Source organism: Streptomyces sp. NPDC002265 (assembly GCF_040296125.1).
In the GTDB taxonomy this organism is placed as follows: domain Bacteria; phylum Actinomycetota; class Actinomycetes; order Streptomycetales; family Streptomycetaceae; genus Streptomyces.
The window spans coordinates 1-11,848 of sequence record NZ_JBEOWS010000308.1 but is presented as its reverse complement, the minus strand read 5'-3'; the positions used below and the strand labels follow the sequence as shown (position 1 = coordinate 11,848).

Sequence of the window (11,848 nt, the reverse complement as noted above, 5' to 3'; positions counted from 1 at the left end):
AACGCAGTGGCCGGCTGGGCCCTGCGGGATCTGCAGATTCCCCGGCTCGAACTGTGGGTGGAGCCGTGGAACACGGCCTCCGTGCGAACTGCCGAACGTGCGGGATTCCAGCGCGAGGGACTGCTGCGGGGATGGCAGAAGGTCAGGGACGAACGCCGGGACATGTTCATGTACTCGCTGCTGAACGACAAGCTGTGATGCCGTTGGTCCTGCCACCAAACCGGCAGGGCCAACACGCCGGCAGCGGCGTCAACCAGCCTAGATTCCAACCGAGATCATCTCGGCGCAGTCCACGCCGTGGTCCTCCCCGCCAACGCGGGGGTGTTCCACAGTCCCCGGCCATGGTCGCCGGGGGACGCTGGCCAGCCGGGTGAGCAACTCACCGCCCGACGAGGGGCACAAGGGGCCGGCGGCGGCGACCCGGCCGGTTCGCTCTGGGCCGACGGCTGATAGAAAGGTGCAGTTCACACCGGAAAACCTCGGGGCGTCCGGTTGCCCGGTCGGTCCGGATCATTCGCCAAAGGATCGAGCATCGTGTCTTCTCGTCGAGTCGTCGTCATCGGTGGCGGGGTCATGGGCTCGTCCGCCGCGTGGCGGCTTGCTGCCCAGGGTGACCGCGTCACCCTGCTGGAGCGCTTCCCGCCCGGCCACGACCGGGGCAGCTCGCACGGCACCTCGCGGATCTTCCGGCTGGCCTACGCGGACCCCTTCTACGTCGGTCTCGCCGCGCGGTCGCTGCCGCTGTGGCGGCGGCTGGAGCAGGAGACGGGACGGCAGGTGCTCACCCTCACCGGAGCCGTCGACCACGGCCCGGCCGCCACGACCGAGGCACTGTACGAGACGCTGACCGCCACCGGACACCCTGCCGAGCGGCTGGCCCCGGAGGAGGTCGCCGAGCGCTGGCCGGGGCTGCGCGCCGACACCGGTGCGGTCTTCCACCCGGAGGCCGGACGCCTGCACGCCGACGAGGCGGTCACCGCCTTCCAGCAGGCGGCGCGGGCCCACGGAGCCGAGGTCCGGCACGGCGTCCGGGTGACCGGGCTGTCGGTGCACGGCGACGCCGGGGTCCGGGTGGTCACGGACACGGAGGAGGAGCTGCGCGCCGATGCCGTCGTGGTCGCGGTCGGCGGCTGGGCGCCCGCAATGCTGGGCGGCGGTACCGCTCCACTGGTCGGCGGCGTACCGGTGCTGCGTGTCACCCAGGAACAGCCCGCGCACTTCCCCGCGCAGGACGCGCTCACCTGGCCCAGCTACATTCACCACCCGGGCGCCGCGCTGCCCATGGAGGGCCTGACCGCGGACGGGGTCTACGGACTCGGCAGCACCGACGGCGTCAAGGCGGGCTTCCACGGCGTCGGCCCGGTCGTCGACCCCGACCGGCGCGACCGCACCCCGGACGCCGCGATCCTGCGAGAGCTGGCGGCGTACGCCGAGCGCTGGCTCCCCGGCGTGGACCACACCGCGCCCGAGGCCGTGACCTGCCTGTACACCACCACCCCCGACCATGACTTCGTCATCGACCGGCAGGGCCCGGTCACCGCGCTCGGAGGGTTCTCCGGGCACGGCTTCAAGTTCGCGTCGGTCATCGGCGAGCTGGCGGCCGCGCTGGTACGAGGAGAGCCCGGACCGAGCCGGTTCGCACTCGGACGCCCGCGTCCCACGAGTCATTGAGCCGTTCCCGAAGAAGGGGCACCTCCCACCAATTTTCTCCAGCGCAGGCCAGGACGAACCGGCCGCTTGACCCGTCCCGCCGTGCCCGCACCCGGCCGCGCCCGCGCACCGAGGATCTGCCCTCGCACACGCTCGCAGTCGTTCGCGCCCACCTCTCCTTCGCCGCAGACGCCCGCCGGCTGGCTCGGGCACGAGTACCGCCCCTGGGACTGGACCCCTGAGGTCTCCCACTCCATCGGCGAGGGCGAACGTGTCGTGGCCGACACAGTGATGCACTACACGGTCCTCGAGAGCCAACACCGGCGAAAGCTGCGCGCGTTCGTGGAAGTCAACCGCACCACCATGAGCAGCGAGCGGCCGGCCGTGAAGCTGATCGAGTACGCCCGCCTGTTCCAGTACGAGGCCCAGCCCGCCGACCGGCGCAGGCAGGCCACCGCAGGCCCTGCGCGGCTGCGCTGGTATCCGGTTTTCCCCCGCGTCCTGTTCGTCCTCACCGGTGTCTCCCGGACCAGGCCGGACAATCGGATGAGCGATCTGCAGGCGATGGTGGCTCAGTACCCGCTCGTACCAGCCCTCGCCCGCGAAGTCCGCCTGGGAGCCGCCGTACTGGAAGACCTGGAGCAGCACGGCCCCGCCCACGCCGTATGGATGCCTCTGACCGGTGGCGAGCCCCGCCCACGGACCGAGTTGTGACCCTCCCCGGCCGATGACCGGGGATCCGCGAGCAGCCGGGAAGGCATGGCCGCGCACCCACCCGCTCTTCCCGCGGTCGCTATTCGCTCTGGACGGCACCGACGCCCAACCCGCGGCTGCCCCGGGATCCGGCGTCGTCCAGTTTCCTGCGCGAGGTCCCCGTACTGGTGGCACCCCTGGCCGACCTGTTGCGCGACGAACCCTCAGCGCCAGTCTGGCGCCCCGTCCGCAACCCCGGCCGCAGAGTCGGCAGATGCACCCTGCACATCCGTAACCGCGTATTGCGCAGACCTGCGCAATACCCTGGCCACAGGCCCGACCATAAGCCCGACCACGATGGCGCAGACCCCCGACCACAGACCCGACCACGCCGGTCACAGCATTGCGCAGCCGATTGTGCAGCCCGGCTTGTGCCGGACACGCCTTGCACAGACCACCGACTCTGGGTGCGCAACCGACGGCGAGCGTCGGCTGCGCACCCAGAGAGTGAGGGGCCTGCATGAGCGACACCGTTCAAACCGTCGCCAGCGTGCTCTCCCCTCAGCAGGGCAGCTCTGGCCTGGCTGGCTCGGGACGAAGCCACCTTCCCCGTACAGAACTCGTACGCCCATCTCCCGCAGTTCGGAGACGCTCCGCTCGAACTGCCGGTGCTGCACGTAGGCGGCGTTCACGCACGGCATGGCCACCATGGGGATGTTCTTACCGATCCCCTCGGCGACGACGCCGACCACGGCACACTGCACTCGGGGCATCGCGCGGCCGAACACATCCGCGGTTCACCCTGACCGAACTCACCAGGGACATACTCCCTTCGAGGGGACACAGCCGGGGGGGGGAGGCCTCGGCCGCCAAGAGCCGATCATGGCCTCTTGCGCGCCAAACGGGGCCAGCACCGCGCGGAACTCATCCTGATCGCGAACCCGGAACGATCAGCGGGACCGCACGAACGCAGAGGTGAGGGAAATGGTCGTTGTACTGCTGCTCGGTGTGCTGGCACTCGTCGTGGGCGGATGTATCTGTGTCTTCTGGGCTGCGCGCGGCGGACCGCGCTGGGCCCGCGTCGTGGCAACCGTGACGCTCACCCTGGGCGAGCTGCTGGACACCGCCGGCAAGAGCAGGCGGCGCCACGCGAACCGGTCGGGCGACGACGGGTGAGGGCGGCCCGTCACAGCATGACGTGCTTGACCTGCGTGTAGTCGAGCAGCCCGGTCAGCGACAGATCGCTGCCGTGACCGGAGTGCCGTACGCCTCCGTGCGGCATCTCCGACACCGTGGTGCCGTGGGTGTTGACCCAGACGATCCCGGTGCGCAGGGCGCGGCTCGCGCGCATGGCCCGGTCGTGATCGCGTGTCCAGACGCTGGCGGCGAGTCCCTGCGGTACGGCGTTGGCCAGTTCGAAGGCCTCGGACTCGTCGGTGAACGGCTGGACCGTCACGACCGGACCGAACACCTCGCTCTGCACGATCTCGTCGTCCTGGCGCACCCCCGCGACCACCGTGGCCTGGTGGAAGTACCCGGGCCGGTCCAGCTGCACGCCTCCCGTGACGACCTCGGCATGGTCGGGCAGGGTCTCCAGCAGACGGCGTACGGAGGCGAGCTGGGTCGCGTTGTTGAGCGGGCCGAAGTCGGCGTCCGGGTCGTCGGGGCCGCCGGGGACCTGCCGGGCGGCCCGTTCGGCGAAGGCGTCGAGGAAGGCGTCGTGGATCCGGTGGTGGACCAGGACCCTGGTGGCGGCGGTGCAGTCCTGGCCCGCGTTGTAGAAGGCCAGCGACGACAGCTGTCCTACGGCGTCGTCCAGGTCGGCGTCCTCGTGGATCAGCACGGGTGCGTTGCCGCCGAGCTCCAGGTGGAGCCGTTTGAGGTCGGCGGCCGCGGCCGCGGCGATCTGCTGTCCGGCGCGGACGCTCCCGGTGAGGGCGACGAGCCGCACGGCGGGATGGGCGACCAGCAGGCGGCCGGTGTCACGGTCGCCGCAGACGACGTTGAGCACACCGGGCGGCAGGTGCTCGGCGGCCAGCCGGGCCAGGAGCGTGGCGGAGGAGGGCGTGCTGTCGGACGGTTTGAGGACGACGGTGTTGCCGGCGGCGAGCGCGGGGGCGATCTTCCACACGGCCATCATCAGCGGGTAGTTCCACGGGGTGATCTGCGCGCAGACGCCGATGGGTTCCCGGCGCAGCACGGAGGTGCGGCCGGGGGTGTACTCGGCGGCCGCGGCGCCGGGCAGGTTGCGTGCGGCGCCGGCGAAGTAGCGCAGCACGTCGGCGATCGCGGGCAGTTCGTCGGCGAGGAAGAGGGCACGGGGTTTGCCGGTGTCGGCGACCTCGGCGCTCGCCACGGCGTCGGCGTGCCGCTCCAGCGCGTCGGCGATGCGCAGCAGCGCGCCCTGGCGCTGCTGCGGGGTGGTGGCCGACCACACGTGCTGGGCGTTCTCGGCCGCGCGGCAGGCGTCGTCGACGTCGTCGGTGCCGGAGAGCGGAGCGGTGCCGTGGAGACGTCCGGTGGCCGGGTCGATCAGGCGCAGGGTGGCGCCCGACGCGGCGGGTGTCTCCTTGCCGCCGATGTGGTTGAGGACGGTTGCCGGGCGGGCGTTGTCAGCCACGGAGCAGTGCCTCCTTCGCTGCGGCGCGGCCGGTGCGGACGGCGCCTTCCATGTATCCGGCGACCCACTGGTCGGATCCGCAGACGTAGAACGGGGGTTCGTGGGTGCCGTGCGACGGCCCCACGGCCATCACCTCGCCCGGCGGCCACTGGGTGACGTAGCCCTGTGTCCAGGGGTCGCTGCCCCACAGCCGCAGGTAGCAGGCGAGCGGTCGGCGGGCCTCGTCGCCGTACAGGCCGGCAATCTCGGCAAGCAGTTCGGGGGTGCGCAGCTGGGGCGGGGTGCCCAGCAGGACGCCGTAGCGCTCCGGCGGGACCAGTGCGGACAGGACGCCTTCGTTCTGGGGCCAGGTGCTGCCGAGGACGCCCTCGGACTCGGAGAGGCCGTTCAGATCGTCCGCGCGCCAGAAGGGACGGTCGTAGACGGCGGCGAACTTGGCCGCCGTCGCCTGCCGTTGCCGGTGCAGGGAGGCGAGGCGCTCCTCGCTCACGCCGCTGACGGCGACGGACCGCAGCGGTCCCACGGGCAGGGCGCTCACCACGGCCCCGGCGGTGAGGACCTCGCCGGTGACGAGGCGGACGGTGCAGCGGCCGGGGCGTACGTCGAGGGCGGCGACGGGTGAGCCGAGGCGGACGCGCGGGCCGAGTTCGCGGCCCATCATCTCGGCCAGGGTCGCCGAGCCCTCGGCGAGCCGCAGCCCTTCCCAGTCGTCGTAGTCGTAGTCGCCCGGGCCGGACGCGGGGACGGCGGCGCTCTTGCGCAGTGCGGCCAGCAGGGAGATCCGCTCGTAGGAGCCTCCGGCGAGGGCCAGTTGGCCGATCTCCCACAGGCGGACGACGGCGGGGGTGGCGTGCCGGGAGCGCAGCCAGGCGCCCACGGACAGCCGGTCCAGGGCGGCCGCGTCCGGGTGCGACCAGGGGTCGCCGGGGTCGACGGTGGCGGCCAGGGTGGCGAACTCGGCGCCGAGCCGGGCGTGGAGGGCCGCGTCGCCGTCGCCGAACCAGTGCGGCGGTTCACCGGCGGAGCTGCCCTCCGGCGTGGCGCGGACCATCCGGCCGGGCTCGGCCACGTAGCTGGGTACCAGCTTCAGTCCCAGTTCCGCGGCGAGGTCGAGGTAGGCGGTGTGGGCGCGGCCGACGACCTCCCCGCCGAGCTGGACGGTGCGGCCGTCGGGGAGGCGGGCCTGTTCGACCCGGCCGCCGACCCGGTCCCTGGCCTCCAGGACGAGTACGTCGGTGCCGGCGGCGGCCAGGTCCCGGGCGGCGGCGAGCCCGGCCAGCCCGGCACCGAGAACGATCACGTCGTGATGCATCGGTTTCGCTTTCAGATCGGGTGGGGGCGGTCAGGCGAGGACGAGGCAGTGCTCGGGCCGCCAGCCGAACTCGACCGTCTCGCCGCCGCTCCAGCGGTCCTCCATGCGGGCGCGTGCCGTGTTCTGCTCCAGCACGGACAGGGTGACGCCGGGCGCGAGTTCGATCAGATAGGTGGTGGTGGGGCCGCTGTAGACGGTGTCGCGGATGACTCCGCGCAGCATCGACATGCCCGGTTCGAAGTCGGACAGCCAGACCTTCTCGGGGCGTACGGAGACACTGACCGGGGTGCCGTCGGCGATGGCGGCTCGGGGGCCGACGGGCAGGGCGGGTCCCTGGTCGAGGGTGACCTCGCCGCCGCGGTAGGTGCCGGTCATCAGGTTGGAGGTGCCCATGAAGGAGGCGACGAAGCGGCTGGCGGGGTGCTCGTACACGTCCTCGGGGGTGCCGCACTGCTCGACGCGGCCCTCGTTCATGACACAGATCCGGTCCGACATGGTCAGTGCTTCGTCCTGGTCGTGGGTGACGAAGACGAAGGTGATGCCGACCTCGCGCTGGATCTGCTTGAGCTCCACCTGCATCTGGCGGCGCAGCTTCAGGTCGAGGGCTGCGAGCGGTTCGTCGAGCAGGAGGACGGCCGGCCGGTTGACCAGGGCGCGGGCGAGGGCGACGCGCTGGCGCTGGCCGCCGGAGAGGGTGCGGGGCTTGCGCCCGGCGAAGCCGTCGAGCTGGACCAGTTCCAGCATCTCGCCGACGCGGCGCCGGATCTCCGCCTTCTCGACGCCCTTGCGCTTGAGGCCGAAGGCGACGTTGTCGGCGATGCTGAGGTGGTCGAACAGGGCGTAGCTCTGGAAGACGGTGTTGACGTTGCGCTTGTTCGGCGGCAGCGCGGTCACGTCCTCGCCCGCGAGCAGCACCGATCCTTCCGTGGGATCGGTGAAGCCGCCGATCATGCGCAGTGAGGTGGTCTTGCCGCAGCCGGAGGGGCCGAGCAGGGAGAAGAAGAGGCCGGCCTCGATGTCGAGGTTCAGGTCGCGGACGGCGTAGGTGTCCGCGAACCGCTTGGAGACGCCGGTGAGGCGGACGGCGTGGGTCTCGTCCATGGTCAGCTCCCGGAGAGGATGTCGAGGCCGCCGCGGCGGCCGAACAGGCGCGGAATGAAGAGGGCCAGGGCGATCAGGCCGATGGATCCGGCGAGCATCAGCGTGCCGACGGCGTTGATGGTGGGCTGCACCCCGAAGCGGATCGCCGAGTAGATCCGCACCGACAGCGGCTGGGGGTCGACGCCGGTGGTGAAGTAGGCGAGGACGAAGTCGTCGAAGACGAGCGCGAAGATCAGTACGGCGCTGGCGAGCACCGCGGGCAGCAGGGCGGGCAGGGTGACCAGGCGGACCGCCTGCCAGCGGGTGGCCCCGAGGTCCATCGCGGCCTCCTCCACTTCGGGGTTCAGGGCCGCGACCCGGGAGCGGAGGATCACGGTGACGTAGGAGATGGAGAAGGTGATCTCCGAGACCATCACCGTGCCGGTGGACAGGGTCACGCCCAGGCCCTTGAACAGGAGCATCGACGCGACGCCGGTGACGATCTCGGGGGTGATCAGCGGTACGAGCATGATCAGGCCGGCCACTGAGCCGAGCCGGGTGCGGCTTCGGACCAGTCCGAGGGCCAGGGCGACGCCGAGGACGATCGAACCGGCCGTCGCCACCAGGGAGATGCGCAGGCTCGTGCCCAGCGAGGAGATCAGGACGTCGTCGTGGACGAAGGCGCGGTACCAGCGCAGGCTGAACCCGCTGAAGACGGTGAGGGACTTCTGGGAGTTGAAGGAGAACAGCGTCACCACGGCGATGGGCAGGTAGAGCAGCGCGAAGAAGAGGGCGGTGACGGCGACGAGGACGCGGGGCTTGCGGTCGGCGCGGCCGCGCCGGGTGCGGGTGCGTGCGGCGGGCCGCTCGGGTGCGGGGGCTGCGGTGGTGGTGGGCGGGCTGAGCTGGGTCATCGGCGGGCCTCCGCCTCGTCCTTGCGGGTGCGCCTGAGGTAGCCGAGCATCCCGACCAGCAGGACGAGCATGAGCAGCATGGTGAGCGCGGATCCGAGCGGCCAGTTCTGGCCCTGGAAGAACTTGTCCTGGATGAGGTTGCCGATCATGATCTGGTCCGGTCCGCCCATCAGTTGCGCGCTGACGAAGTCGCCCATGGCGGGCAGGAAGACGAGGACCAGTCCGGCCGCCGCGCCCTGCCGGGTGGCGGGCAGGGTGACGTGGAGGAAGGTCCGCACGGGGCCGCCGTAGAGGTCGCGGCCGGCCTCGACGAGGGAGACGTCGAGCCGCTCCAGGGCCGCGTACAGCGGGATGATCATGAAGACGACGAATCCGTAGACGAGTCCCGCGATCACGCCCACGCCGGTGTTGAGGATCTTCGTGTCGCCGTCGGCCAGTCCCACGGCGCGCAGGGCCCGCAGCAGCGGTCCGTCGTCGGACAGGACCACCGACCAGCCGTACATGCGGACGAGATAGTTGGCGAAGAACGGCACGACGATCGCGGCGATGAGCGCGTGTTTCCAGCGGCCGCCGTGCAGGGCGATGGTGTACGCCACCGGGTAGGCGATCAGCAGGCAGATCACGCAGGTCAGCAGGGCGTAGCCGAGGGAGCGTGCCAGTACCTCGGTGTAGGCGGGGTCGGCCAGGGCGCGGATGCTGGAGAGGTCGAACCCGAAGCGGGGGTTGCCGAGTTCGTCGGTGGTGCCGACGGTGAGGACGGCGACCAGCACCAGGGAGGCGATCAGGAACCCGGTCATCCACAGGGTGCCGGGGAGCATGAACCAGGTCCACATGCGGGTGCCGGTGGCGTCCGGGCCGCGGCGGGGGCGCGAGGGGTGACGCGTCGGTGTCATGTCTCAGCCCGCCTTCACATGGGTCCAGGCGGTGTCGCGCGCGTCCTCGGCCGCGTGGCTCCCGTTGCGGAAGAACAGGTCGGCCTTGAGGTCGGCCTCGGTGACGAGGCACTCGGGGAAGGGTCTGACGAGTTCGGCGTAGGTCTTCTCGGAGCCGGCCACCGGCATGGGGTAGCCGATGTACTCGATGTTCTTCTTCACGTTCTCCGGCCGGAGCATGTAGTCGATGAACAGCATCGCGGTGCCGGGGTGCGGGGCGTTCCAGGGGATGGCGTAGCAGTCGGAGTTGATCGGTGTCCCCTCCTTGGGCGCCTGGAAGCCGAACACGGAGGGGTCCTTGGCCTGGTTGAGCATGGCGGCCATGTCGCCGCTCCAGGCCTGGGTCATGACGGCGTTCCCGTTGAGCAGGTTGTTGTAGCTGTCGCTGGAGAAGCCGCGCAGCCGTGGGCGCAGGGTGCCCAGCAGGGTGGTGATGCGGTCGAGGTCGCCCGGGTCACCGGTGCTGACGTCGAGGCCGAGTTCCAGGGCTCCCATGCCGAGGACCTCGTCACGGTCGTCCAGCAGGAAGACCTTGCCCCTGGCCTTGTCGCTCCACAGGTCCTTCCAGGATCCGGTCAGCTCGCCGATCCGGTCGCGCCGCCAGCCGATGCCGGTCTTGTAGGCGGTGAAGGGGACGGTGTGCGCGGAGCCGGGGTCGTACCAGGGGTCGGCGAAGTAGGAGTGGGCGCCGAACACGTCCTTGGAGTGGCTGAGCTGCGTGTGGTCGATCCGGCGCAGCCGGCCGCCGCGGGCGAGGCGCTGGGCCCATTTGGCGCTGGGGAAGATGATGTCGTAGCGGTTGCCCGCGTTGAGCTTGGCGACCATGCCTTCCATCGAGTCGAAGTTCGACTGGACGACGCTGACGCCGTACTCCTTCTCGAACCCCTTGAAGACGGACGGGTCGACGTAGTCGGCCCAGTTGAAGTAGACGAGATCGCCGTCGACGCGTGCGCGGGGCGGGGCCAGGTCCTTGTCGTCGGGTGTTCTGGCGGGCATGAACCCGCAGCCTCCGACCGCGGCGCCCAGCAGGCCGCCGGTGCCCGCCCGCAGCAGGGCGCGTCGGGTCGGTGGTGGTACCTCGGGGGACATGGAGCGTCCTCTCCGTCGAGGAACGGCACGACAGTCCAGGGCGGGACCGGCTGGTCGGCTCACGGAGGCCCTGTGACTCCGTAGTGAGGACCGGTCTGGAAAGGGGTACGGACGTGCGTCAGCGGTGCCGGGGTAAGCCGGCCGGGAGGAGTGCGACGCGCCGGTGGGGCCCGGCCGCGGGACGGCGGGGCGTCATCGGCCGTCCTCCTCCAGGTCGCGGCGGATCCGGCGGGCGAACCAGCCGACTGCGGCCTCGCGGTGCGAGAGCGGGCCGGGCTCGAACCCCGGTGTGGACAGGCCGGCCTGTACGCGTTCGACCAGCTCGGCGTCCTCGTCGTTGGTGACCCAGCCGATGTGGATGTTGAGCCGCCGGGCGATCCTGGTGCGCAGGCTCTCCCCGTGCCGGGTGTAGAAGGCGCCCGGGATCGCCGCCCGGTCCTGGGCGGTGGGGAGGGCGGTCCACGCGAGCACGTGGTCAGGGTAGAAGTCGATCAGCGTGTTGGGGTAGATCACGGCGTAGCGCCAGACCCGCCGGTCGGCCTCGGTCAGCCCGGGCATCGGGGTGGCGAGCCGCTGGTAGAGGCGCTCCGTCCAGTTCGAGGAGGGCTTGTCCCGCAGCGGCGACTCGAACAGGACGTAGTTCTCCTGTACGTCCACCGTGTACGCCTGGTAGTCGAGCAGTCGCATCAGCGCGGGGTGCGCGACGGGGACGTGGTAGCCCTCCAGGTAGTTGTCGACGATCACCTTCCAGTTGGCGTTCTGCTGTTCGCCGGCGGTGACGTCGTGGATGCGGTGCTTGCCGACCGGTGTGAGGCCGGGTCCCGCGTAGTGGCCGACGGCCTCGGCGAGCCCGGCGCTGGTCTCGGCGAGCGGGGTGGCCTCCAGGTCGAGGTTGACGAAGACGAAGCCGAGGAAGGACTCCACGTTGACCGGGTGCAGTCCGAGCCGGGGCTTGTCCAGGCAGGGGATCCGGCGCGCCTCGGGGGCGCCGACGAGGCGTCCGTCGAGCTTGTAGGTCCAGCCGTGGTACGGGCAGCGGATCGCCTTGCCCTCCGGCTCCGGGCTGGTGACCAGGCGGGTTCCGCGGTGGCGGCAGACGTTGAGGTGGGCGGCGAGGCCGCCGTCCTCGGTGCGCACGACCAGGACCTCCCGGCCGGCGGCGGTGGCCGTCAGCCGGGCGCCCGGGCCGGGGAGGTCGGACTCGTGGCAGACGAGCTGCCAGGACTTGGCGAAGACGCGTTCGGTCTCCGCGGCCGCGACGGCCGGATCCGTGTAGTAGCGGGCGGGCAGGGCCTCGCCGGGGTGATCGGGGGTCTCGCTCGGCGGACCGGGCGGCGCGGTGGCCGTCCGGGTGGTCGAGGGGTTCATGAAGTCCTCCTCCGCGCCGCGCGCGGCGGCGATGGGCGGTGAGGCTGTGACCGGGAGGGGCCGCGGGTTCCCCATGGGGACCCGCGGGATCCGGCTGACTAATTGGTTAGTCAGACTGGGACCGGCGCGGCGGCAAGTCAAGGCTTGTAGGCTGACTAATTAGTTAGTTAGTCTCGCTGCAGGCGGACGG

At 71.2% G+C, this 11,848-nt stretch carries 10 protein-coding genes and 2 pseudogenes; 4 read left to right on the top strand and 8 right to left on the bottom strand.

The window, feature by feature from the left end; all coding sequences use genetic code 11:
* The 3 genes and pseudogenes from ABT085_RS36255 to ABT085_RS36245 all read left to right on the top strand — a co-directional run.
* Positions 1-198, top strand: a 198-nt coding sequence (locus tag ABT085_RS36255) for a GNAT family N-acetyltransferase (RefSeq protein WP_351617996.1), incomplete at its 5' end; no start/stop codon positions are given.
* A 336-nt stretch (positions 199-534) separates the two neighbouring features.
* Positions 535-1,671, top strand: a complete 1,137-nt coding sequence (locus ABT085_RS36250; protein WP_351617987.1) for an FAD-dependent oxidoreductase — start codon at positions 535-537, stop codon at positions 1,669-1,671.
* Between the two features lie 122 nt (positions 1,672-1,793).
* Positions 1,794-2,364: pseudogene (locus tag ABT085_RS36245) on the top strand (replication-relaxation family protein); the annotation flags it as partial.
* Positions 2,365-2,909: 545 nt separating this feature from the next.
* Here ABT085_RS36245 and ABT085_RS46835 read toward each other — a convergent pair.
* Positions 2,910-3,095: pseudogene (locus ABT085_RS46835) on the bottom strand (flavoprotein); the annotation flags it as partial.
* A gap of 232 nt (positions 3,096-3,327) precedes the next feature.
* On the opposite strand from ABT085_RS46835, the gene ABT085_RS36240 reads away from it, so the two are divergent.
* Positions 3,328-3,519 carry a hypothetical protein gene (locus ABT085_RS36240; RefSeq protein WP_351617984.1) on the top strand — a complete coding sequence of 64 codons (192 nt, stop codon included), beginning with the start codon at positions 3,328-3,330 and terminating at the stop codon, positions 3,517-3,519.
* 10 nt (positions 3,520-3,529) lie between these two features.
* On the opposite strand, the gene ABT085_RS36235 is transcribed toward ABT085_RS36240, so the two are convergent.
* The 7 genes from ABT085_RS36235 to ABT085_RS36205 form a co-directional block, all read right to left on the bottom strand.
* A complete protein-coding gene (locus tag ABT085_RS36235) occupies positions 3,530-4,963 on the bottom strand; it encodes an aminobutyraldehyde dehydrogenase (RefSeq protein WP_351617981.1) in 1,434 nt (477 codons plus the stop codon).
* Entirely contained in the window at positions 4,956-6,275 is a 1,320-nt protein-coding gene (locus ABT085_RS36230) for a flavin monoamine oxidase family protein (protein ID WP_351617978.1), read from the bottom strand. The genes ABT085_RS36235 and ABT085_RS36230 overlap by 8 nt, the downstream gene beginning before the upstream one ends.
* A 30-nt stretch (positions 6,276-6,305) precedes the next feature.
* Positions 6,306-7,376, bottom strand: a complete 1,071-nt coding sequence (locus tag ABT085_RS36225) for an ABC transporter ATP-binding protein (protein ID WP_351617976.1) — start codon at positions 7,374-7,376, stop codon at positions 6,306-6,308.
* A 2-nt stretch (positions 7,377-7,378) separates the two neighbouring features.
* Positions 7,379-8,269: an ABC transporter permease gene (locus ABT085_RS36220; RefSeq protein WP_351617973.1), complete on the bottom strand. Its 891-nt coding sequence runs from the start codon at positions 8,267-8,269 to the stop codon at positions 7,379-7,381.
* Positions 8,266-9,162, bottom strand: a complete 897-nt coding sequence (locus ABT085_RS36215) for an ABC transporter permease (RefSeq protein WP_351617970.1) — start codon at positions 9,160-9,162, stop codon at positions 8,266-8,268. Before ABT085_RS36215 ends, ABT085_RS36220 begins: the two co-directional genes overlap by 4 nt.
* 3 nt (positions 9,163-9,165) lie before the next feature.
* Positions 9,166-10,290 (bottom strand): polyamine ABC transporter substrate-binding protein, encoded by a 1,125-nt coding sequence (locus ABT085_RS36210; RefSeq protein WP_351617967.1) that lies wholly within the window; start codon positions 10,288-10,290, stop codon positions 9,166-9,168.
* Between the two features lie 192 nt (positions 10,291-10,482).
* Entirely contained in the window at positions 10,483-11,658 is a 1,176-nt protein-coding gene (locus tag ABT085_RS36205) for an aromatic ring-hydroxylating oxygenase subunit alpha (RefSeq protein ID WP_351617965.1), read from the bottom strand.
* Positions 11,659-11,848 lie beyond the last annotated feature (190 nt).